The sequence below is a fragment of the Streptomyces sp. NBC_00386 genome (assembly GCF_036063235.1).
Taxonomy (GTDB): Bacteria; Actinomycetota; Actinomycetes; order Streptomycetales; family Streptomycetaceae; genus Streptomyces.
In genome coordinates this window covers 5,515,558-5,537,085 of sequence record NZ_CP107950.1, presented here as the reverse complement: position 1 = coordinate 5,537,085, position 21,528 = coordinate 5,515,558, and the positions used below count along the sequence as shown (strand labels likewise).

Annotated in this window: 20 protein-coding genes and 1 tRNA gene; 8 read left to right on the top strand and 13 right to left on the bottom strand. The window is 70.8% G+C overall.

The genetic code is table 11. The features are described from left to right. Positions 1 to 99 precede the first annotated feature (99 nt). From OG780_RS24425 to OG780_RS24415, 3 genes are read right to left on the bottom strand one after another with little or no spacing between them, the layout of a single operon-like run. Positions 100 to 987, bottom strand: coding sequence for an SDR family oxidoreductase (locus tag OG780_RS24425; RefSeq protein WP_328451522.1), 888 nt, complete (start codon positions 985 to 987; stop codon positions 100 to 102). After that, positions 984 to 1,940: an alpha/beta fold hydrolase gene (locus OG780_RS24420; RefSeq protein WP_328451520.1), complete on the bottom strand. Its 957-nt coding sequence runs from the start codon at positions 1,938 to 1,940 to the stop codon at positions 984 to 986. Before OG780_RS24420 ends, OG780_RS24425 begins: the two co-directional genes overlap by 4 nt. Then, positions 1,937 to 3,493 carry a flavin-containing monooxygenase gene (locus OG780_RS24415; RefSeq protein ID WP_328451518.1) on the bottom strand — a complete coding sequence of 519 codons (1,557 nt, stop codon included), beginning with the start codon at positions 3,491 to 3,493 and terminating at the stop codon, positions 1,937 to 1,939. The genes OG780_RS24420 and OG780_RS24415 overlap by 4 nt, the downstream gene beginning before the upstream one ends. 305 nt (positions 3,494 to 3,798) lie before the next feature. Here OG780_RS24415 and OG780_RS24410 point away from each other — a divergent pair, with 305 nt between their 5' ends. Next, on the top strand, positions 3,799 to 4,470 hold the full coding sequence (locus tag OG780_RS24410; protein WP_328458341.1) for a MerR family transcriptional regulator: 672 nt from the start codon (positions 3,799 to 3,801) through the stop codon (positions 4,468 to 4,470). Here OG780_RS24410 and OG780_RS24405 read toward each other — a convergent pair. Continuing rightward, a complete protein-coding gene (locus tag OG780_RS24405; protein ID WP_328451516.1) occupies positions 4,458 to 5,261 on the bottom strand; it encodes an exodeoxyribonuclease III in 804 nt (267 codons plus the stop codon). The genes OG780_RS24410 and OG780_RS24405 overlap by 13 nt on opposite strands. Positions 5,262 to 5,409: 148 nt before the next feature. Between OG780_RS24405 and OG780_RS24400 the strand changes: the two genes are divergently transcribed. Beyond that, positions 5,410 to 5,886 (top strand): GNAT family N-acetyltransferase, encoded by a 477-nt coding sequence (locus OG780_RS24400; protein WP_328451514.1) that lies wholly within the window; start codon positions 5,410 to 5,412, stop codon positions 5,884 to 5,886. Positions 5,887 to 5,989: 103 nt separating this feature from the next. Here the strand turns inward: OG780_RS24400 and OG780_RS24395 are convergent, their stop codons facing one another. The 8 genes from OG780_RS24395 to galU form a co-directional block, all read right to left on the bottom strand. Next, entirely contained in the window at positions 5,990 to 6,391 is a 402-nt protein-coding gene (locus tag OG780_RS24395; RefSeq protein WP_328451512.1) for a hypothetical protein, read from the bottom strand. 216 nt (positions 6,392 to 6,607) lie between these two features. Further along, positions 6,608 to 6,681 (bottom strand) — tRNA-Ala (locus OG780_RS24390). Positions 6,682 to 6,778: 97 nt separating this feature from the next. Then, positions 6,779 to 8,050, bottom strand: coding sequence for a divisome protein SepX/GlpR (gene sepX / locus OG780_RS24385; RefSeq protein ID WP_328451510.1), 1,272 nt, complete (start codon positions 8,048 to 8,050; stop codon positions 6,779 to 6,781). A 173-nt stretch (positions 8,051 to 8,223) separates the two neighbouring features. After that, positions 8,224 to 8,883, bottom strand: coding sequence for a GNAT family N-acetyltransferase (locus tag OG780_RS24380; RefSeq protein ID WP_328451508.1), 660 nt, complete (start codon positions 8,881 to 8,883; stop codon positions 8,224 to 8,226). Between the two features lie 26 nt (positions 8,884 to 8,909). Then, complete coding sequence (locus tag OG780_RS24375; protein ID WP_326787232.1) at positions 8,910 to 9,449, bottom strand: MogA/MoaB family molybdenum cofactor biosynthesis protein; 540 nt, start codon at positions 9,447 to 9,449, stop codon at positions 8,910 to 8,912. Further along, positions 9,446 to 9,958, bottom strand: a complete 513-nt coding sequence (moaC, locus tag OG780_RS24370; RefSeq protein WP_328451505.1) for a cyclic pyranopterin monophosphate synthase MoaC — start codon at positions 9,956 to 9,958, stop codon at positions 9,446 to 9,448. The genes OG780_RS24375 and moaC overlap by 4 nt, the downstream gene beginning before the upstream one ends. A 173-nt stretch (positions 9,959 to 10,131) precedes the next feature. Then, a complete protein-coding gene (glp, locus tag OG780_RS24365; protein WP_328451503.1) occupies positions 10,132 to 11,454 on the bottom strand; it encodes a molybdotransferase-like divisome protein Glp in 1,323 nt (440 codons plus the stop codon). Positions 11,455 to 11,458: 4 nt separating this feature from the next. Continuing rightward, positions 11,459 to 12,361 (bottom strand): UTP--glucose-1-phosphate uridylyltransferase GalU, encoded by a 903-nt coding sequence (gene galU, locus OG780_RS24360; protein ID WP_326787229.1) that lies wholly within the window; start codon positions 12,359 to 12,361, stop codon positions 11,459 to 11,461. 133 nt (positions 12,362 to 12,494) lie between these two features. On the opposite strand from galU, the gene OG780_RS24355 reads away from it, so the two are divergent. Continuing rightward, positions 12,495 to 13,070, top strand: a complete 576-nt coding sequence (locus OG780_RS24355) for a 5-formyltetrahydrofolate cyclo-ligase (RefSeq protein WP_443062198.1) — start codon at positions 12,495 to 12,497, stop codon at positions 13,068 to 13,070. A gap of 139 nt (positions 13,071 to 13,209) precedes the next feature. Here OG780_RS24355 and OG780_RS24350 read toward each other — a convergent pair whose 3' ends face one another. Further along, positions 13,210 to 15,978, bottom strand: coding sequence for a penicillin acylase family protein (locus OG780_RS24350; RefSeq protein WP_328451498.1), 2,769 nt, complete (start codon positions 15,976 to 15,978; stop codon positions 13,210 to 13,212). Between the two features lie 185 nt (positions 15,979 to 16,163). Here OG780_RS24350 and OG780_RS24345 point away from each other — a divergent pair, with 185 nt between their 5' ends. The 5 genes from OG780_RS24345 to OG780_RS24325 all read left to right on the top strand — a co-directional run bounded on the left by OG780_RS24345 (position 16,164) and on the right by OG780_RS24325 (position 21,489). Beyond that, positions 16,164 to 17,765, top strand: coding sequence for a potassium/proton antiporter (locus OG780_RS24345; protein WP_326787226.1), 1,602 nt, complete (start codon positions 16,164 to 16,166; stop codon positions 17,763 to 17,765). A gap of 362 nt (positions 17,766 to 18,127) precedes the next feature. After that, the gene (locus OG780_RS24340; protein ID WP_328451496.1) at positions 18,128 to 19,390 is read left to right on the top strand and encodes an MFS transporter; all 1,263 of its coding nucleotides are present in this window, start codon (positions 18,128 to 18,130) and stop codon (positions 19,388 to 19,390) included. A 68-nt stretch (positions 19,391 to 19,458) separates the two neighbouring features. Continuing rightward, positions 19,459 to 19,776, top strand: coding sequence for an FmdB family zinc ribbon protein (locus tag OG780_RS24335; protein WP_326787224.1), 318 nt, complete (start codon positions 19,459 to 19,461; stop codon positions 19,774 to 19,776). A gap of 150 nt (positions 19,777 to 19,926) precedes the next feature. Beyond that, positions 19,927 to 20,805, top strand: coding sequence for an S-methyl-5'-thioadenosine phosphorylase (locus OG780_RS24330; protein ID WP_328451493.1), 879 nt, complete (start codon positions 19,927 to 19,929; stop codon positions 20,803 to 20,805). Positions 20,806 to 20,949: 144 nt separating this feature from the next. Then, on the top strand, positions 20,950 to 21,489 hold the full coding sequence (locus OG780_RS24325; RefSeq protein ID WP_328451491.1) for a hypothetical protein: 540 nt from the start codon (positions 20,950 to 20,952) through the stop codon (positions 21,487 to 21,489). Positions 21,490 to 21,528: the final 39 nt, after the last annotated feature.

Here is a 21,528-nt window from a genome sequence, read left to right as displayed (position 1 = left end):
GCATTTCGGTCAGTCACTCACCGTGAGACACGCCGGTGGGACACACTCCGGAGGCCTCCCGGAGACGCCCCGGATCCCCCCGGGGCGCCTCCAGCCGGCTTACGGAGCCGTCGACTTCCGCTCCTCCTCGTCGGCCGCTCCGCCGGCACCGACCAGCCCGGTCCGCACACCGCCGAGGCGCGGTTCGAACCGCCGCATCTCGCGCTGCCCGACCGACCCGATGACGCCGGGCAGGTACCCCCGGATCCCCTGCATCCCGCGCAGCCACCACTGCGCGTACACATGGCTGGAGCGGCGCTCGATCCCGGCCACGATCCGCTCGACGGCCGGACCCAGCGGATAGGTCTTGTTGGACGGCCACGGCAGCCGCTGCCTCAACTCCCGCATCACCTCGTCCTGATCGGCTCCGCGCACCATGTCGGTGTCGGTCCAGGACAGATACCCGACGCCGACGCGAACGCCCTTGTGGCCGACCTCGGCGCGCAGACTGTGCGCGTACGCCTCCACACCGGACTTGGAGGCGCAGTAGGCCGACATCATGGGGGCGGGAGTCATCGCGGCCAGCGACGCGATCTGGAGCAGATAGCCCCGGCTCTTCATCAGCGCCGGCAGGAACGCCCGTGCGGTGACCGCCGATCCGATCAGGTTCACCTCGATCACCCGCCGCCAGGCGACGGGGTCGGAGTCCACGAAGGGGCCGCCGCTCGCGACACCGGCGTTCGCGACGACGATGTCCACCTTCCCGAACCGCTGCTCGACCTCCTGGGCGACCCGCGCCATCGCCTCGTGGTCGGTGACGTCGGCGTACCAGTGGTCGCTCTCGCCGCGCAGCCGTTCCGAGACCCGCTTCAGCTCGTCCGCCTCCAGTCCGACCAGTGCGACCTTCGCCCCGCGCGCGGAGAGCTTGCGGGCGAGGAGTTCACCGACACCGCGTGCGGCCCCCGTGACGACGGCGACCTGCCCTTCCAGGCCGACCCTGCTGCTCATGCGCCCTCCTTGATCTCTGCGGTCTCCGCGGTCTCCGCGGTCTCCGCGGCGTACGTGGCGTACGTGGCGACGAGTTCCCTGATGCGGGCCGTCACCAGTTCCGGCGCCTCCACCGGAGTCATGTGCCCGAGGCCCGGCAGCTCGGTGCTGCCGACACAGTTCGGCAGCGCCGCCACGAGGGCGCGGGCGTGCACGACCGGTGTCAGCCGGTCCACGCTGCCCGCGATCACCGCCGTCGGCACCCTCAACTCCCGTACCCCCGCTTCGAGATCGAGGGTGGCGAGCACGGCCGACCACGCGTGGCGCACGGCGCGCGGACAGGCGTGCACGATCCGCGCGCACGCCTCCACCATGACGGGAGACGAACCGGGGCCCATGGTCGCGTACTTGAGGATCCGCCTGGCGACCGGCGTGACGGGCCCGAGCGGCGCGCGCGAGCCGAGCACGGCCCCGGTGAGACGCGTCCGGAGCCGTCCGGCGCGCCACGGCAGCACACGCGCCTCCTCGACCAGTCGCGTGCTCCCCGTGCTGCACAGCAGCGCCGCCGCCGCGTGCTCCTGGAACCGCGGCCGCGCCGAGGCCGCCATCAGCGTCATCCCGCCCATGGAGTGGCCCGCGAGCACGGCCTTCTCGCCCGGCGCGAGGGTGGCCGCGAGCACCGCCTCCAGGTCGTCGGCGAGCGCCTCGGTACTGCACGCGTCACTCGCGGGACTGCGTCCGTGCCCGCGCTGGTCGTACGCGATGACCTTGTGGTCGGCGGAGAGGTCCCGGATCTGGGCCGCCCAGAAGGCGGTCGAACAGGTCCAGCCGTGGGCGAGGACGACGGCGGGCGCGTCCTCGGGGCCGTGCACCTCGACGTGCAGTCGCGCGCCGTCCGCGGAGTGCGCGATCAGTTCCCGCGCCGGCACGGGAGGCGCGTACACGCCGTGCGCCTCGTACGTCAGTCGGCTCACGCTCCTGCCTCCACCTTCTTCTTGCGGGTGCTCTTCGTACGCGGTTCGGGCGCGGCCTCCGGCGCTTCTCCCGGTACGGGCTGCGCCGCGCGCAGCACGTCGTACTCCCCCAGGTCGACGCGGCGCGTGGCGCCCCGGAACTCGGTCGTCGTGCCGGGCCACACGGTCGTGTTGACGCCGTTGGCGTCGAGGTACCAGCTGGTGCAGCCGCCGGTGTTCCACACCGTGCGCTTCATGCGTTCCTGGACCTTGTGGTTCCAGGCGTCCACGGCGGCGGGGCGGGCGTCGAGCGCCACGCGTCCCCCGAGGACGTCCAGTTGCCGTACGAAGTCCGCCATGTAGTTGAGCTGGGACTCGATCATCAGGATCATCGAGGAGTTCCCGAGCCCGGTGTTCGGTCCGATGATCGTCATCCAGTTGGGGAAACCGGCCGCGGTGGCGCCGCGCAGCGACTTCATGCCGGTCTCCCAGGCCTGTGCGAGCGTCCTGCCGTCCGCCCCGACGACCCGCTCGGCGATCGGCATGTCGGTGACGTGGAAGCCGGTCCCGAAGACGATCGCGTCGACCTCGGCCCTCGTACCGTCGGCGGCGACCACCGTGGAGCCGTCGATCTCGGCGAGCCCGGAGGCCACGACGTCCACGTTCGGCCGGGTGAGCGCCGGGTAGTAGGCGTTCGACAGCAGGATGCGCTTGCAGCCGATCCGGTAGTCGGGCGTCAGCTTCTCCCGCAGCGCCGGATCCTTCACGGCGCGCGCGATGTTCCGCTTGGCCAGCCGCTCGACCACGCCCAGCTGATGGGGCCGCTTGGTGAACGCCTGCACCTGGAGTTCCCGGATGCCCCAGAGCAGTCCGCGCCTGCCCTTGGTCGTGAACGGCACCTGCCGGTGCAACCACCGCTCCACGCCGCTGATGGCCCGGTCGACCCGCGGCATCACCCACGGCGGGGTGCGCTGGAAGAGGGTCAGCCGGGCGACGTCCTGCTGGATGGCCGGGACGATCTGGATGGCGGAGGCCCCGGTGCCGACCATGGCCACCCGCTTGCCGCGCAGGTCGTAGTCGTGGTCCCAGCGGGCGGAGTGGAACACCTTGCCGGTGAACGTGTCGATCCCCGGGATCTGCGGGATCTTGGGGTCGGAGAGGGGCCCGGTCGCGGACACCACGACGTCCGCCGTCAGGAACCCGCTGCTGGTCTCGATCCCCCAGCGCAGCTTCTCCGCGTCCCAGGTCATCTTCGTGACCTCGGTGTCGAACCGCAGATGCGACCGCAGCCGGAAGACGTCCGTCACGTGCTCCAGGTACGCGCGGATGTGTTCCTGCCCGGAGAAGGTGCGCGGCCATTCGGGGTTGGGCGCGAACGAGAACGAGTACAGGTGCGACGGGACGTCACAGGCGCACCCGGGATAGCTGTTGTCGCGCCAGGTGCCGCCCACGCCGCCGGCCCGCTCCAGGACCACGAAGTCGGTGATCCCTTCGCGTCGCAGCCGCACGGCGGCGCCCAGCCCCCCGAACCCGGACCCGATCACCGCCACCCGTACATGCTCGTGCTCGGTCATCCCGACGCCTCCCTAGCCCGCACGACCATGCCAGTGAACACTGGCACAATCGGGAGGGTAGAGCAGCTTCGTACTCATGGGTAGGGGTTGCGAGCGGGAAAGTTACCCGGGGTACGACGTAGGGTGCGGACGTGGCCGAGGGATCAGGAAAGCGCGGCGCGGAGACGCGGGCAGGGGGCACGGCGACGCGGAAGTCCGGCGGACGCCGGACGGACGCGCCGACGCGCGGAGCATCGGCCCCGGAGCCCGGGCCGCTCACCGGCACCGCCCGCCCGGCGCCGGAGCCCGGCCGTCGCGAGTACCGCATGGAGGAACTGGCCGAGGAGGCCGGCATCACCGTGCGCACGCTGCGCTTCTACCGGGAGCGCAAACTCATACCGCCGCCCCGGCGCGAGGGCCGCATCGCCTGGTACGACGACACCCACCTGGCCCGTCTGCGCACCATCTCGGCGCTGCTGGAACGCGGCCACACCCTGAACGGCATCGCGGAACTGGCCGAGGCCTTCGACCACGGCCGCGACGTCGGCGAACTGCTCGGCCTCGGCGAGCCCACCGAGGAGACCCCGGTCCGCCTCTCCCCCGAGGAACTGGCCGACGTCTTCGCGGGCCAGGCGACCGGGGAGAACCTCGCCGCGGCGCTCGACCTCGGCTATCTCGGCACGGACGGCGGCGAGATCGTACACATCAGCCGCCGCCTGCTCGACGTCTCGGCCGCCCTGGTCCGCGAGGGCATCCCGCTCGCGGACGTCCTGACGGCCGCCCGCCGCGTACGGGAGCACACCGAGGCACTGGCCGAACTCTTCACCACCCTGGTCCTCACCGAGGACCGCACCCCCGAAGACCTCCAGCGCCTGCGCCCCCTGGCGAAGAGCGTGGTGGAGGCGGAACTGTCGATGGCGATGGACCGCCGGCTACGGGAGCACCGGGACCCGCGTACGGGGCCCCGGGAACGCGGCGGGACCGCTCAGAGCTCGTAGACCACCGTGACCGGGGCGTGGTCGGACCAGCGTTCCCCATGGGTCGCCGCGCGCTCCACGAACCCCTTGACCGCCTTGCCCGCGAGCCCCGGCGTGGCGGTCTGAAGGTCGATCCTCCAACCTGAATCGTTGTCGAAGGCCCGCCCCCGGTACGACCACCAGGTGTACGGACCCTCGGCGTCCGGGTGCAGGGCGCGTACGACGTCGACGTACCCGCCGTCCTCCGGGTCCAGGACCCGGCCGAGCCACTCCCGCTCCTCGGGCAGGAAGCCGGAGTTCTTCTTGTTGGCGCGCCAGTTCTTGAGGTCGGCCTCCTGGTGGGCGATGTTCCAGTCGCCACAGACGACGACCTCGCGCCCGTCGGCGGCGGCCCGCACCCTGAGTTCCTTCAGGTGGGCCAGGAACTCGCCCATGAACCGGACCTTCTCGTCCTGCCGTTCGGTCCCGACCTCGCCCGAGGGGAGGTAGAGGCTCGCGACGGTGACACCGGGCAGGTCCGCCTCGACGTACCGCCCGGTGGAGTCGAACTCCTCGGACCCGAAGCCGATCCGGACCCGGTCGGGCTCACGGCGTGTGTAGAGGGACACACCGGCGCGGCCCTTGGCGGCGGCGGGGGCGTGCACGACGTGCCATCCCTCGGGCGCGCGCACCTCCTCGGGAAGCTGCCCGGGCTCGGCCCGCACCTCCTGGAGACACAGCACGTCCGCGGAGGTCTCCGCGAGCCACTCCACGAAACCCTTCTTCGCGGCGGCCCGGAGCCCGTTCACATTCACAGAGGTCACAGTCAGCACCCGGAGCACGATACTTAATCGGTACGTTCGACCAGAACTCGATCTACATCCGTGCGACCGGCCGGAACTCGACCGACGAGAACGGCACGGTCGGCCGGACCCGCACCACCCGTCCATTCACCTATCGCATAGACGTACGGTATTACGCATGAATTTCCGCCAGGTCCCCTTCGACCATCCCGACGCCGTGAAGCTCAACGACCAGGTTCAGGCCGAATACGCCGTGCGCTACGGCGACGGCGGCGACGCCACGCATCTGGACGCCAGGATGTTCGCCCCGCCGTTCGGCCTCTATCTGATCGCTTACGACGAGTGGGACCGCCCGGTGGCCACGGGCGGCTGGCGCACCCAGGACGAGAACGACGAGGGCTACGCGGACGGGGACGCCGAGCTCAAGCGCATGTACGTGATCCCCGAGGCCCGGGGTCTCGGCCTCGCCCGGCGCATGCTGGCCGCCCTGGAGGAGGACGCCCGCACGGCCGGCCGCACCCGCATGGTCCTGGAGACCGGCTCCAAGCAGCCCGAGGCGGTCGCCCTGTACGCGTCGAGCGGCTACGAACCGTGCGCCAAGTTCGGCTACTACCGCTTCCACGAACTGAGCCTCTGCTACGCCAAGGCCCTCTAGCTTCCCGGCAGCCATCGGGGCGGGCCTTCACCCGGCGGTGGCGGAAGCGACCGCCGCGCCACTCCCGCCGGGCGGGTCCGTCACGGTCGCCGGTGCCGTGGGGTCAGCCGAACACGATCCCGAAGAGCAGCGCGCCGATGGACGCCAGCGTGAGGCCCAGCGGTATCAGGCTCACCCCGATTCCCGCGCCGAGGCTCTTCCCCTTCGCCCGCCACCACGGCACTCCCAGGGAGAGCACCGCCAGCAGAAGCAGCACCAGGCTCGCGCCGATGGCGGCCTCCGTGCGCCCGCAGGGGCTGGCGGCGCTGCACGAGTCCAACGCCATGGGGGACATCAGCAGCAGGAAGGCGGCGACGAGTTGGACGGGGAGCGCCACCAGCACACCGGCCAGCGGGGCGATCCACCACTTCCGCCGGGGCTGCGCCGGGTCGGCGGGGGGAAACGCGGCCACGGACGGCGAGGGGGAGGCCTGAGCGGGGACCTGCGGTCCGACGGGCGCGATCATGGGCACAGTATGGGGCCCTCGTGAACATCCGGTGAAGGCCGGTCCGTTCCGACAGCCGCGTACGGCCATCGGTCCGGAAAGCGACGACCGAAAGGCCCGGACGGCGAAGGCCCGAAAGACCGGAAAGCAAAGATCGAAAACAGTCGCCGCGCCTCGCCGTCGCGCGACGCCAAAGAGCCCCAGCCGGATCTCTCCGACTGGGGCTCTGAGCTGCGGTGGACCTGTGGGGATTTGAACCCCAGACCCCCTCGATGCGAACGAGGTGCGCTACCAGACTGCGCCACAGGCCCTTGCAACGAGTGAAACTCTAGCATCCCGATCGAGGTGCTCGGTAATCCGTTCCTGCCTGGTCAGCCGGACTCCCGCGCACCTCCGTCGTCACACTCGTCACTCGTTGGCCGCGCGTGGCCGTTCGCCGTCCTCGTACTGGTCGAACAGTGGCGTCCGGCCGCGCTCGCGGGCGCGGCGCGCGGACGCCGCCCGCCGGGCGTCGCTGCGGCTGTCGTCCGCCGCCCCGGCGCCCTCGGATCCTTCGGAGAGGTCCTCGTCGGCCGGTTCCGCCTCGGGCGCGCTCGGCTCCACCGCGCTGGAGCGTGCGGAGCTCCACGCGTCCGGGGCGCCCAGGTCCACGCTGGACGTCGCCCTGGGCGCGACCGGCGCGGTCACATAGGTCGGCAGGGGAACCGGCACCGGGTCCCAGCTGTCCCCCTGGGCGGGCCCGCACTGCCGTTCACGCTGCTGGTCGACCCACTCGGCGTGGTCGGTCTGCTCGACGAGGGCACGACGGTCGGCGGCGAGCGCCAGGAGACCGGGGTCGGTGTCGGGGGCGGAGCCCTCCTCCGGTTCGTCCGCCACCGGGTCGACGGACGCCCGCCGGCGGGGCTGCCGCTCCCTGAGCCGCTGCGCCGCGACCTCGGCCCGGCGGCGGTCCATGGTGTAGGTGAAGCGCCGCCGCTCCTGGACACGCAGGTGCACGATGTACGAGCTGAGGATCACGGCCGGCACGCCGGGCGCCCACAGGAAGGCGAGCCCGCCCACGGCCGCGACGACCGCGCCGAGGCTGAAGGCGAAGAACATCATGACCGTCGTACGCCGACGGCGTGCGAGGACCTTCGTACGCCGGGCCCGCGCCGCGGCCTCCGCCGAGACTGCCCGGCGGGCGCCGGGCGTGGACGAAGCGGCCTGCTGGGGCGCGGACTTGGCCGGGGGTCTCGGCGCCGGCACACCCGACTGGTGCGGTACGGACCGGGCGGTGCCCGAGTTCTCGTACGCGCCGCTCTCCTTGCCGGGAGCGCGTGCGCCCGACTCCTGCTCCGCCTGGGCCGGCTCCGGCACCTGTACTCGTTCCTGCACGTGCGGACGGTGCCGGTCCGCCGCCTGGGGCCGGGTCGGGGATACGGCGAAGGCCCGGACGTCCACCGAATCGGTGACGCCGTCCGGGTCGGCGCTGGGCTCCTCCTCCTCGGCGGAGCGTGCGCGCAGGTCCTTGGCGTATCGACGCTCCATGCCCGCCCGTCCGGACAGCAGCCGGATGGCGGTGCTGAAGCGTTCCGTCGGACGGGCTTCGTTCAGCTCGTCCTGCCTACGGAGCCACATCGGCACCAAGTAGGCGGCCCAGGCCCCGACAATGACTGCGTAGATGAGGCCGCTGCTGCTCACGCCTCACACGGTAGAGGGGTTTGTATGAGGCCATCTGCCAATTGCGCCGGTGTGTCGCACGATCCGGCTGATATTTCGAACTTTTTTTGTGACCGATGCGATCAACAGGCCGTCGCGAGCGCGAAATTAATGCCCTGACGCGATCGCCTGCCGATCATTTTCGAACACCTATTTCATTTCCCGGGGTGGCCGGGCTTGCTCGGGTTCTGCGAGCCGGCCTGCTCCGATCCCACCTGATCCGAACGGGTCCTCGCCGAACGCGTCCGCCGCCAGCGCCCGAGCAGCCCCTCGGGCACTTCCTCCGCGGTGAGGGCGAAGACGAGATGGTCGCGCCAGGCGCCGTCGATGTGGAGATAGCGCGGGCGCAGCCCTTCCTCGCGGAATCCGAGTTTCTCCACGACCCTGCGGCTGGGCCCGTTCTCGGGGCGAATACAGACCTCGATGCGGTGCAGTCCGACGGTGCGGAAGCAGTGGTCGCTGACCAGCGCCACGGCCGTCGGCATCACCCCGTGGCCCGCCACCGACTGGTCCACCCAGTAGCCGATGTGCCCGGAGCACATCGAGCCCCAGGTGATCCCGGCCACGGTGAGCTGGCCGACCAGCCGCCCCTGGTACTCGATCACGAAGGGCAGCATCCGGCCCGCGTTGGCCTCGGCCCGCAGGTGGCGGACCATCTGCCGGTACGTCGGCCGGTGCGCGATCGGGCCGCTCGGCGTGGGGGGAGGGATCGTCGCCTCCCAGGGACGCAGCCAGTCGCGGTTGCGCCGGTTCACCTCGCGCCAGGCCCGCTGGTCGCGCAGCCTTATCGGCCGGAGGACGACATCGCCGTCCACCAGCTCGACCGGCCAGGATGTGCTGTTCAGCTCGCACCCCCACTGCCACTGGGTCCCTGGTGGTCGCCGCCGCGGATCTGGTCGACGGCGTGGATCAGGAGGGGTTCCAGAACGGCCAGTCCGTCCCTCACCCCGCCGGTGGAGCCCGGCAGGTTGACGATCAGCGTCCCCCGGGCGACTCCGGCGAGCCCCCGCGAGAGCGCCGCCGTGGGCACCTTGTCCCTGCCGAACGCCCTGATGGCCTCGGCGATTCCCGGGATCTCGTGGTCGAGCACCCGCCGGGTCGCCTCGGGGGTGCGGTCGGTGGGCGAGATCCCCGTGCCGCCGGTGGTGACGATGACGTCGTAGCCCGCCTCGACTCCGCTGCGCAGCGCCTCCTCCACGGGGTCGCCGTCGGGCACGACCCACGGCCCGTCGACCGCGAAGCCGCATTCCGCGAGGCCTCCGGCGACCAGGGGGCCGCCCTTGTCCTCGTAGACACCGGCGGCGGCACGGTTGGAGGCCGTGACGACCAGCGCGCTGTAGTCCGCCGGAAGGGCTCCGCCGATGACGCTCTCGCCGCTCATGCCCGGCTCCAGTCGCCCGATTTCCCGCCCGTCTTCTCTTCCACCCGTACGTCCGTGATGACCGCCCCCTTGTCGACAGCCTTGACCATGTCGATCACGGTGAGGGCCGCCACACTGACCGCGGTGAGGGCTTCCATCTCGACGCCCGTGCGGTCGGTCGTCTTCACGGTGGCGAGGATCTCGACGGCGTCGTCCGCGACCGACAGATCAATTTTGACACCGGACACCGACAACGGGTGGCACAGCGGGATCAGATCCGGTGTGCGCTTGGCTCCCATGATCCCGGCGATACGGGCGGTGGCGAGGGCGTCGCCCTTGGGGACCCCCTCACCGCGCAGCAGCTCCACGACACGCGGCGAGACCAGGACCCGGCCGCTCGCGCGCGCGGTGCGTGCGGTCACGTCCTTGCCGGACACGTCGACCATACGGGCGGCGCCGGCCTCGTCGATGTGTGTCAGTCGGTTCTGCACAGAGGGTCCGGAGGTCTTCCCCCGGGACGGAACAGTCATGTGCGTGGGCGCTCCCGGTCGTGGCCCGTCGCGGTGCGGAGCGTGGGCCTGGTGTGCGCGACAGGTTACCGCCCGCCCCGTATGCCGCCACGCCGCCCGTCAGGGGCTGTGCTCCCCCGGCGCGAGCCGGCACCCCCGGTGGGGCCGGGAGGGCGCCCGCTCCGCCCGGCCGCTCAGCCGAGGACTACGACCTCGACCTCGGCGCCGGGCTCGACCGAGGTGTCCTGCTCGGGGACGACGATCAGCGCGTCGGCGTGCGCGAGGGCGGCGACCAGGTGGGATCCGGCGCCGCCGACGGGCGTGACCGTGCCGTCCGCGTACGTACCCCGCAGGAACTGCCGCCGGCCCTTCGGCGAGGTCAGCGCCTTGTCCGCGGAGAGCTTCGCCCGGATCGTGGGCCGGTGGACGTCCGGCAGCCCCATCAGGGCGCGGATCGCGGGGCGCACGAAGAGCTCGAAGGAGACGTAGGACGAGACGGGGTTGCCGGGGAGCGCGAGCAGCGGGGTGTGGTCGGGGCCGATGGACCCGAAGCCCTGGGGTTTGCCGGGCTGCATGGCGAGGGTGCGGAAGTCGATGCCGCCGCCCTCCTCGTCCTCGTCGCCGACCGAGGCCAGCGCTTCCTTGACGACGTCGTAGGCGCCGACGCTCACCCCGCCGGTCGTGACCATCAGGTCCGCGCGGACGAGTTGGTCCTCGACGGTCGAGCGCAGGGTCTCGGCGTCGTCGGCGACGGCGCCGACGCGGTAGGCGATGGCTCCGGCGTCGCGGGCGGCCGCGCACAGGGCGAAACTGTTCGAGTCGTAGATCTGTCCGGTGCCCAACTCCTCGTCGGGCTGGACGAGTTCACTGCCGGTGGACAGGACGACCACGCGCGGGCGGGGGCGCACCCGTACGGTGCCGCGGCCGATCGCGGCGAGCAGCCCGATCTGCGGCGGGCCGAGGACGGTGCCGGCTTCGAGGGCGCGGTCGCCCGCCTTCACGTCGCTGCCCTTGGCGCGGACGTGCGCGCGTGCCTCGGCCGGGCGGTGGACGTGGACCTGTCCGGAGGAACCCTCTGGGGACGTGCTGTGTGCGCGCATCCGGGAGACCGGTCCCTCGCCGAGGCCTCCGTCCGTCCACTCGACGGGGACGACGGCTTCGGCGCCGGGCGGAAGCGGGGCGCCGGTCATGATGCGGGCGGCCTGGCCGGGGCCCACGTAGGGCTGGTCGGCCTGGCCGGCCGCGACATCCCCGACGACCGTCAGGACCGCCGGGAATTCCTCGCTCGCGCCCGCCACATCCGCGACCCGGACCGCGTACCCGTCCATCGAGCTGTTGTCGAACGGCGGCAGGGAGACCGGCACCGTGACGTCCTCGAGCAGGACGCAGCCCTGGGCGTCGAGGAGTTGCAGCTCGATGGGTTCGAGGGGGCGGACGGTCGTGAGGATGTCCTCCAGGTGGTCGTCCACCGACCAGAGGTGTTCCTGGCCGGTGGTGCGGGTCGCGGCGCTGCTCAAATCCCTACATCTCCTCGGCTACGTAACTGCGAAGCCAGGTCCGGAAGTCCGGGCCCAGGTCTTCACGTTCGCATGCGAGTCTGACAATGGCACGCAGGTAGTCGCCGCGGTCCCCGGTGTCATAGCGGCGGCCCTTGAAGACGACGCCGTGCACGGGGCCGCCGACCTTCTCGTCCGCGGCGAGCTGCTGGAGGGCGTCGGTGAGCTGGATCTCGCCGCCGCGGCCCGGCTCGGTCTTGCGCAGTATGTCGAAGATGTGCGGGTCGAGGACGTAGCGTCCGATGACGGCGTAGGCGCTGGGCGCGTCCGCGGCGTCCGGCTTCTCGACCAGACCGGTCACCTTGACCAGGTCGCCCTCGTCGGTGGCCTCGACGGCGGCGCATCCGTAGAGGTGGATCTGCTCGGGCGCGACCTCCATGAGCGCGATCACGCTGCCGCCGTGCCGCTCCTGGACCTCGACCATGCGGGCCAGCAGGGGGTCGCGGGGGTCGATCAGGTCGTCGCCGAGGAGTACGGCGAAGGGCTCGCGGCCCACGTGCGGGGCCGCGCACAGGACGGCGTGACCGAGGCCCCTGGGGTCGCCCTGGCGCACGTAGTGCATGGTCGCGAGGTCGCTCGACGCCTGGACCTTGGCGAGCCGGCTCGCGTCGCCCTTCTTCTGAAGGGCGGACTCCAGCTCGTAGTTGCGGTCGAAGTGGTCTTCGAGCGGGCGCTTGTTGCGGCCTGTGATCATCAGAACGTCGTCAAGACCCGCTGACACGGCCTCTTCGACCACGTACTGGATCGCCGGCTTGTCGACGACCGGCAGCATCTCCTTGGGAGTGGCCTTCGTGGCCGGCAGGAACCGGGTGCCGAGGCCTGCCGCGGGAATGACAGCCTTGGTGATCCTGGGGTGTGACTCAGTCATGTCCGCAACCATAACCGGTCGCTATGTGCAGAATCTGTGGCTCCGGTTAATTCACGATCATATGAACGGATTAAGAGAACTACAGGAGTCACCTGTGAGACACGTCGGACGCGAACCAGAGCCTGACAAACGAATGTTGCGGCGAGGACTCCTGTCGGTGAGAAATGGGTTTCCGGCCGATGACGTGCGGGAAACCGCCGCCGCCCTCGCCGCCCGCGCCCTGGAACTGCCCGAACTGGCGCGGGCCGGCACGGTCGCCGCCTACGTGTCCGTGGGAAGCGAACCGGGCACCCTCGCCCTCCTGGACACGCTCCACGCGCGCGGGGTACGCGTCATTCTGCCGGTCCTGTTGCCGGACAACGACCTGGACTGGGGCGCGTACACCGGGGCGGACTCCCTCGCGGAGGTCCGACACGGCGGGAAAATGGCCCTCTTGGAGCCCACGGGTGAGCGGCTGGGACCGGCGGCCGTCCAGGACGCCGACGCCGTTCTGCTGCCCGGACTCGCCGTCGACGCCCGCGGGATGCGGCTGGGGCGCGGCGGAGGCTCGTACGACCGCGTGCTGGCCCGTCTGGAGCGCTCGGGCGCCGACCCGGCCCTGGTGGTGCTCCTGTACGACACCGAGGTGATCGACCGGGTCCCGGAGGAGGCTCACGACCGGCCCGTGCACGCGGTGGTGACCCCCTCCGGAGTGCGCCGCTTCCGCTGACGGGATGCGGACGCGGGAGGAAGGCGGACAGCGAACGCGAAGTGGCCCTCCACGCACGCGTGGAGGGCCACTTTCGTCGGACACCGGCTTCAGTGCGTCGAGTACGGCGAGGACGCCGACGCCGACGGCCGCCGAAGCGTCAGGGCTTCAGGACCAGGGTGTCGCTCGTCGCCTTGTCGACGGCCTTCTTGGTGAAGGCCCACGGCAGGAGTTCTCCCTTGGCCCACTTCTCCGTCTGGTCGGTGTAGTGCGAGCTGTAGGCGTGCCCCGAGGCGCCCGAGAGGTTGATCCACTTGGACTTGTCGAGGTCCCCGAGGTTGACGACCATCCGCATCGAGGGCACCCAGACCACCCCGTAGCCGCCCGCCGCGTTCCAGCCGGTCGCGTTGACCGTCGCCTCGCCGCCGCTGAGTTTCCAGGGGCCGCGGTTGAGCATGTACTGCAGGAAACCGGGGCCTTCGGTACCGAGGGTCTGGTTCTTCAGGAACAGGCGGTGCAGCCGGCCCCAGCTCCAGGTGTCGATGTCCTTGCCGAGCTTGGCGGTCAGCTCCCAGCGGGCGTCCGTCATGGCCTGGCTGAACAGCTCGTCCCGGGTGTCGATCGGGTCGTCGTCGTTCGTCTTGCGCTTCTTGGGCGACTTCCACCAGTCGTTGTGCTCGTCGTCGATGATCTTGCGGATCACCTCGAACCAGCGGTCGCCGCCGTCCGGCTGCGCCTGGTCCGCGTCGCGCTCGCCGCACTCACGCACGGTCTGGCCCTCGTCCGCGGGGCCGGTGGTGTCGATCCGGGGGACCCACAGGCACTGGCCCTTGACCCGCAGCTCCTTGGGCAGCTTGTTGCCGAAGGCGAGCTTGAGGATGTTGCGCCAGGTGGCGTTGAAGTAGGCGGCCGCGGCGGAGTCGGCGTCCTGGGTGTAGTCCCAGCCCTCCAGGAGCTTCTGCGCGTCGCGGACGTCCTTGTCGGCCACGTCGATCTTGAGCAGTATGGGCACGATCAGCTTGGCGATCTCGCTGCTGTTGTCGAGCTGCATCTGGCGCATGTCATCGGTCGAGATCTTGGCGCCGCCCCTGGTCTTCGTCTCGATCAGGTTGGTGATCCGCTGGCTGCGGGTGCCGTAGCCCCAGTCCGTGGTGAGCGTGTACGGGTACTTGTCCGGGTCGACGACCGCCTGGTTGGCGGTGACGATGTAGCCGCGCTTGGGGTTGTACTCGTAGGGCAGGGCGGACGGCTTGATGTAGCCGGTCCAGCGGTACTTCGAGTCCCAGCCGGGCGAGGGCAGCGAGCCGTCGTCGCCCTTGGCACGCGTGGGGATCTTGCCGGGCAGCTGGTAGCCGATGTTGCCGCTCGCGCCGGCACCGTCGGCGTAGACCAGGTTCTGGGACGGCACCTCGAAGGACTCGGCCGCCTTGCGGAACTCGCTCCAGTCCGACGCCTTGTCCATCGCGAAGACGGCGTCCATGGTCCTGCCCGGCGCCAGCGCGGTCCAGCGCAGTGCTATCGCGTAGCCGTCGCCCCGGTCGGGCGCCTCGGCGTCGACCGTGGCCTTCTTGCCGACCTGGACCAGTTCGTCGTCACGGTCGGAGAGCAGCGGCATCCCGTCCTGGGCCTGCCGGACGACGATCGTCCGGGCGGCACCGCCCGCGACCTTGATCGTCTCCTTGCGGGTCGTGAAGGGCAGCACCTTGCCGTCGTACTCGTAGCCCTGGCCGGTGATCTTCTCCAGGTAGAGGTCGGTGACGTCGACCCCGGAGTTGGTCATGCCCCAGGCCATGTCCGCGTTGTGGCCGATGACCACGCCGGGCATGCCTGCGAAGGTGTAGCCGGAGACGTCGTACTGGCACTTCGCGGAGACGGCCGTGCAGTGCAGGCCCATCTGGTACCAGACCGAGGGCAGCGACGCCGACAGGTGCGGGTCGTTGGCCAGCAGCGGCTTGCCGGTGATCGTGTGGCTGCCGGCGACGACCCAGGAGTTGGAGCCGATGCCGTTGCCGTTCACGCCGACGGCGGTGGGCAGGTCGTCGAGGACCTTGTAGAGCCCCGAGAGCTGGCTCTGGAAGCCGGAGGGCGCCGCGGTGCCGCCCGTGAGCCCCGTGCCCGCCGTGGACGTCGAGGCGGCGTCCGAAGAGCTGTACGTCCCGGTGACGCTGTCGTACGAGCCCTCGCGGACGATCGTCTTGTTCCGGCTGTAGGGGTAGTCCGGGTACAGGTCCGCGATCTGCTTCGGGCCGAGCCGGCTCGTCATCAGGGAGCGGTCGATCTCTTCCTGCATGTTGCCGCGCAGGTCCCAGGCCATCGCCTTGAGCCAGGCCACCGAGTCGACCGGGGTCCACCGGGTCGGCTTGTAGTCGTTGGTGAAGCCCAGGGCGGCGTACTCCAGGGAGATCTCCTTGGCGCTCCTGCCCTCCAGATAGGCGTTGACTCCCTGGGAGTACGCCTGGAGGTACTTCTTCGTGGAGGCCGACAGCTTGGTGTCGTACTCCTTCTTCGCGATCCGGTCCCAGGCCAGCGTGCGCAGGAACTCGTCGTTCTTGACCTGGCCCGCTCCGAACATCTCGGACAGCCGGCCCGAGGTCATGTGGCGGCGCACGTCCATCTCGTAGAACCGGTCCTGCGCCTGGACGAAGCCCTGGGCCATGAACAGGTCCGCGTCGGACGAGGCGTAGATCTGCGGGATCCCGTTGCCGTCGCGCTGCACGGTCACAGGCCCTGACAGCCCGTCGATACGAATGGATCCCTTGGTCTGCGGGAACGAGGCACGCACCGTGCTGATGCTCCAGTACGCGCCGAAGGCGATGCCCCCGATGATGGCGAGAACCAGGACAATCAAGAACAGTCGGGCTTTGCGCCCCTTCTTCCTGCCGGACTTGCCGGGCTGCTGGCCGGAAGAGGCGGTGGTGTTGGGGGGCATCGCTGTCCTTGCTGTCCTAACGCGAGCGGCAGGCGGTCCTGGAGTGCTGGGGCAACCATAGGCGCAGGGCCTACCGCGCCTTGACGCGGAGTAGGAAACCGGGGAGCACGACTGTTCGATCCTGCCTCCGGGAACGTCAAGAAAGCGTCAAGAGTTAGGTAAGGTAACGAAGTACTTGCATCGAAGTGGCCGGCTTCCGGTGCTCGGATCCGGAGGCCGCCCGCGGCGGGACCGGATCGGCGAGAAAGGAACAGCCCCTGACTGTCCACCACCTCAACCAGCTCCTGCTCGTGTGCTCGCTCGTCCTGCTCATCGCGGTGGCGGCGGTCCGGATCTCCTCACGCAGCGGGCTCCCCACGCTGCTCGTGTACCTGGGGATCGGCGTCGCGATCGGCCAGGACGGAGTCGGCGACGTTCATTTCAGCAATGCCGAACTGACCCAGGTCATCGGGTACGCGGCCCTGGTCGTGATCCTGGCCGAAGGCGGACTCGGCACGAAGTGGAAGGAGATCAGACCGGCCCTGCCGGCTGCCTCCTCGCTGGCAACGGTGGGCGTCGCGGTGAGCGTCGGTGTCACGGCCGCGGCCGCGCACTATCTGATCGGCCTCGAATGGCGCCAGGCGTTCATCATCGGGGCGGTCGTCTCGTCGACGGACGCGGCGGCGGTCTTCTCGGTCCTGCGGAAGATCCCCCTCCCCACGCGCGTGACGGGCATCCTGGAGGCCGAATCGGGCTTCAACGACGCCCCGGTGGTCATCCTGGTCGTCGCGTTCTCCACCGCGGGCCCGGTGGAGCACTGGTACGCGCTGCTCGGTGAGATCGCGCTGGAGCTGACCATCGGCGCCGCCATCGGCATCGCGGTCGGCTGGCTGGGCGCGTACGGACTGCGGCACGTGGCGCTGCCCGCCTCCGGCCTGTACCCGATCGCCGTGATGGCGATCGCCGTCGCGGCCTACGCCGCCGGCGCGCTCGCCCACGGAAGCGGCTTCCTCGCCGTCTACCTCGCCTCCATGGTGCTCGGAAACGCGAAGCTGCCGCACTGGCCCGCCACGCGCGGCTTCGCAGAGGGGCTCGGCTGGATCGCCCAGATCGGCATGTTCGTGCTGCTCGGCCTGCTGGTCACCCCGCACGAGATGGGCGACGACATCGTCCCGGCCCTCCTCATCGGCCTGGTACTGACGATGGTGGCGCGACCGCTGAGCGTGGTCGTGGGCCTGCTGCCGTTCCGCATCCCGTGGCAGGAGCAGGCGCTGCTGTCCTGGGCGGGGCTGCGCGGCGCCGTGCCCATCATCCTGGCGACGATCCCGATGGTGAGCGGCATCGCGGAGAGCGAGCGGATCTTCAACATCGTCTTCGTCCTGGTCGTCGTCTACACCCTCGTCCAGGGTCCGACCCTGCCCTGGCTGGCCCGCAAGCTCCGTCTCGGGGAGTCCGCCGGGGCCGCCGACCTGGGCATCGAGTCGGCCCCCCTGGAGCGGCTGCGCGGCCATCTGCTGTCCGTGGCGATCCCCGAGGGGTCGCGGATGCACGGTGTCGAGGTGGGCGAGCTGCGGCTGCCCCCGGGCGCGGCGGTCACGCTCGTCGTCCGTGAGGCGGAGTCCTTCGTGCCCATGCCCACGACGGTGCTGCGGCTCGGCGACGAACTGCTGGTGGTGGCGACCGACCCGGTCCGGGACGCGACCGAAAGACGCCTCCGCGCGGTGGGCCAGGGCGGCAAGCTCGCCGACTGGCTGGGCATCGGCGACGGCGGAACGGAGCACCGGACACAGCACAGAACAGGCCTGTGACGGTCTCGGGTGTCGAGGGTCCTACGAGGCCGTCGCGGGCGTCGAGAGCCGCCGCCGGCCCTTACGCGACACCGGACGGCCCCTTGCGAGATATCGAACGCGATCTCGAAAAGGATGGGCATTCACAGGCCCACGGCCACGGAGTGCTCTTTTTCACAGGCCCGGCACTACGGTCACCCCCTGTACGATGAAACGCACACCTTGATCGAACCAACTCTGCCTGACGCAGAGCTGGCGCGACCGTATGGCGGCCGAGACGTCCCTCCGCAGGGATGCCGGTATCTACCGCAGATCCGCGCAAGAGGACAGCTCTCGGCGCCCCCCGCACGGGCGCGCTACCAGGCGGCAGAAAGGCACGGGCCGTGGCATCCACGGTCACCTCCCGTCCTGGCTACGGACAGCTGCTGCGTACCCGCGGCGCCTGGACGTTCCTGCTCCCCGGCTTCGCCGCCCGGCAGCCGTTCGCCATGCTGACGATCTCCATCGTGCTGCTCGTGCAGCACACCACCGGCTCGTACGGCGCGGCCGGCGCGGTCGCGGCCGCCACCGGTGTCTCCATGGCGCTGTTCGCGCCCTTCACCGGGCGTCTGGCCGACCGGTACGGGCAGCGGGCCGTCCTGCTGCCCGGTGTCCTCGTGCACGCCGTGGCCGGCTTCACCCTGACCGCGCTCGCACTGGCGGACGCTCCCTTGTGGGTACTCTTCGTCGCCGCCGTGCCGACCGGTGCCTCGGTGCCGCAGGTCAGCCCCATGGTGCGGGCCCGATGGGGCGTGAAGCTCCAGGGCTCGCCCCTGATGCCGACCGCGGCCGCCTTCGAGTCCGTCACGGACGAGCTGACCTTCGTCTTCGGCCCCCTGCTCGCCACCGCGCTGTGCACGGCCGTCACCCCCGCCGCGGGCCTGCTGACCGAGGCGTCACTGACTCTGGTCGGCGGTCTGCTGTTCGCCGCGCAGAAGAGCACACAGCCCGCGGTCTCCCCCGCCGGGCACGCGCGCGTGGAGCACGGTTCCGCTCTGCGGATCCCCGGGGTGCGCGTTCTGATCATGACGTTCCTGGGCATCGGCTCCGTCTTCGGCGGCATGCAGGTCTCGCTGGCCGCGTACAGCGAGTCGATCGGCGAGCCCGGCCTGAACGGTGTCCTGTACGGCGTCTTCGCGGCGGGCAACATGCTCTCGGGCATCGTCTGCGGCGCGATCGCCTGGAAGGTGGCCCCGCAGCGACGGCTCGTCGTCGGGTACGCCGCCCTCGCGCTGGCCGCCTCCGGGCTGTGGGCCGCGAACTCGGTGATCGTGCTCGCCGGCCTCGGCCTCGTGGTCGGCATGTGCATCGCTCCGAGCCTGATCACCGGCTACACCTTGGTCGAGAGCCTCGTTCCGCAGGGCGCCCGCACCGAGGCCTTCACCTGGCTCACCGGTGCCGTCGCGCTCGGCCAGGCGGCGGCCGTCACGGTCGCCGGACAGCTGGAGGACAGGCTCTGGGACGGCGCGGGGTTCCTGGTGCCGATGGCCGGTACGGCACTGGCTCTGGCGACCCTGGTGGCGCTGCGTTCACGCCTCGCCTCACACACCCCGAGCCGCGCCGTCGCACGTGGCGTCGGTCACCGCGTGCCGGTGACAGTGGACTGATCTCGCGGAATACGTCAGTATGGACCGTCGTTAGCACTCACTGAGTGAGAGTGCCAGGAGGAAGACAAGTGCCGACCTACCAGTACCAGTGCACCGAGTGCGGCGAGGGCCTCGAGGCGGTGCAGAAGTTCACCGATGACGCCCTGACCGAGTGCCCCGAATGCAACGGCCGCCTGAAGAAGGTGTTCTCGGCCGTCGGCATTGTCTTCAAGGGCTCCGGCTTCTACCGCAACGACAGCCGCGGCTCGTCGTCGAGCAGCTCGCCCGCGTCGAAGCCGTCCACGTCCTCGACCTCGGACGCGAAGTCCTCGTCGTCGGCGTCCACCTCGTCGTCCTCGGACACGAAGTCGTCGAGCACCGGCTCGGCCGGCAGCTCCGCCGCTTAAGGACTCCTCGGTCCGGGGCTCCCGCCCCGGCCCGGCCGTCGCCGCCTTCGGGCCCACACGGCCGTCCAAGGCTTTCCACGGGACCCCGTCGTCGTACGACGACGGGGTCTTCGGCGTTCCTCCGTCCAAACAGCCCTTAGGGTGCCGTTCATGGCGAACACGGAGAACCCACAGACCCCGGCCGGGGTGCGGTCGACGGCTTCGGCCGAGATCGGCGTCATCGGCGGCTCGGGCTTCTACTCCTTCCTCGACGACGTGACCGAGCTGCGGGTGGACACCCCTTACGGGCCGCCCAGCGACTCCCTGTTCCTCGGGGAGATCGCCGGCCGGCGGGTCGCCTTCCTGCCCCGCCACGGCCGCGGCCACCATCTGCCGCCGCACCGCATCAACTACCGGGCCAACCTGTGGGCGCTGCGCTCCGTCGGCGCCCGCCAGATCCTCGGCCCCTGTGCCGTGGGCGGGCTGCGTCCCGAGTACGGGCCCGGAACCCTGCTCGTTCCGGACCAGTTCGTGGACCGTACGAAATCACGGTCGCAGTCCTACTTCGACGGGCTGCCGCTGCCCGACGGCACGGTGCCGAACGTGGTGCACGTGTCGCTGGCCGACCCGTACTGCCCCGTCGGACGTGAGGTCGCCCTGCGAGCGGCCCGTGGGCGGGACTGGGAACCGGTGAACGGCGGCACGCTCGTGGTCATAGAGGGTCCGCGGTTCTCCACCCGGGCCGAATCGCTCTGGCACCAGGCGCAGGGCTGGTCGGTGGTCGGCATGACCGGGCACCCCGAGGCCGCGCTCGCCCGCGAACTGGAGCTCTGTTACACGTCGTTGACGCTGGTCACCGACCTCGACGCGGGCGCCGAGAGCGGCGAGGGCGTCTCGCACGACGAGGTGCTGAAGGTGTTCGCGGCGAACGTGGACCGGCTGCGGGGCGTGCTCTTCGACACGGTCGCGGGACTGCCGGCGAACGGATCGCGGGACTGCCTGTGCACGAGCGCGCTGGGTGGGATGGATCCCGGCTTCGAGCTGCCGTGACCCGTGTCGAACGGGGGCGGAACCTCCCGTTCGGGTGAGGGGGTTGTCCACAACCCCTGGGTCGTCCACGGACGTCTGCGGGCTTCGCCGCGAGACCTCATCGTGGGATCGCAAGCCGGTCCCTCGTCGCAGGTGGTGGTCACCATGGCACAACTCTCCCCATACATCCGCCCGCCGGGCGCGGACACGCCTCCGACGTGCGAGGTGCCGCAGTTCGCGCCCGTCCGTGTGCGCGGCGGGCACGGCAGGCTGCGGCTCCTCGCACGGCACAGGAGGCGGGCGGCCGCCGCGGGCCTGGCCATGACGACGGCCGCGCTCGTGGCGGCCGGCCCCGGCGGCACCGAGGGGGCACGCGGGCATCCGGCGCCCACGCCCTCCGCGTCCGCCTCCACGGCTTCCGCACCGATGCGCGGCCCGGGCGCGGCCGAGACGGTGAGGGCGCCGGTCCGGATCGCCGACGGTGCCACGGTGAACCTGGTGCGTCCCGGCGACCGGGTCGACGTGGTCGCTGCGGGCAGCGGCGGCGAGGTGCGGGTGGTCGCGTCCGGGGCGAGGGTCACCGGGGTTCCCGACGTCGGCACCACCGACAGCGGAAGACTGCTCGTCCTGTCCGTTCCGCGTGCGACGGCCCTGCGGCTGGCCGGCGCCGGCACCACGTCACGGCTGGCGGTGACCCTGCGATGAGCGGCGAAACCGTGTCAAGTCTCTCCTTCGCGCTACCCA